The 336-nt window shown below is 64.6% G+C and carries 1 pseudogene; it reads left to right on the top strand.

Annotated features, from left to right (window positions below):
• Window positions 1-104 (top strand): annotated as a pseudogene (locus AX703_RS28535) (ribonuclease D); the annotation flags it as partial.
• Between the last annotated feature and the right edge of the window lie 232 nt (window positions 105-336).

Below are 336 nucleotides of genomic sequence, written 5' to 3'. Positions count from 1 at the left end.
AGCGCGAGGGCCGCACCGCGATGGCGCAGGCCTGCTTCGATTTCCTGCCGATGCGGGCCCGGCTCGACCTTGCCGGTTGGGCAGAGCGTGACATCTTCAGCCACGCGGACATGTCAAAGCTCCCTAGTCGAGCAATTGCTACGATCGGGAATGCCGAAGCCTGCGAGGCCAAAGTCCGAAAGGGAGGGGGAAGAGACCCGGACCCGCATGGCATCGGCATTACCCGATGCGGTCCGACATCACGAAGCGAACTGCCAGTATGGCCAGAACGCCGCGCCAGAGGGGCCCGGTCCGCTCCGCTAATGTGGAGTGATTCGGTCCGGATTGCAAGGGGGG

The sequence above is a fragment of the Novosphingobium sp. CCH12-A3 genome (assembly GCF_001556015.1).
GTDB classification, from domain to species: Bacteria; Pseudomonadota; Alphaproteobacteria; order Sphingomonadales; family Sphingomonadaceae; genus Novosphingobium; species Novosphingobium subterraneum.
The sequence above is the reverse complement of the archived record's forward strand: the minus strand, read 5'-3'. Positions and strand labels throughout refer to the sequence as shown.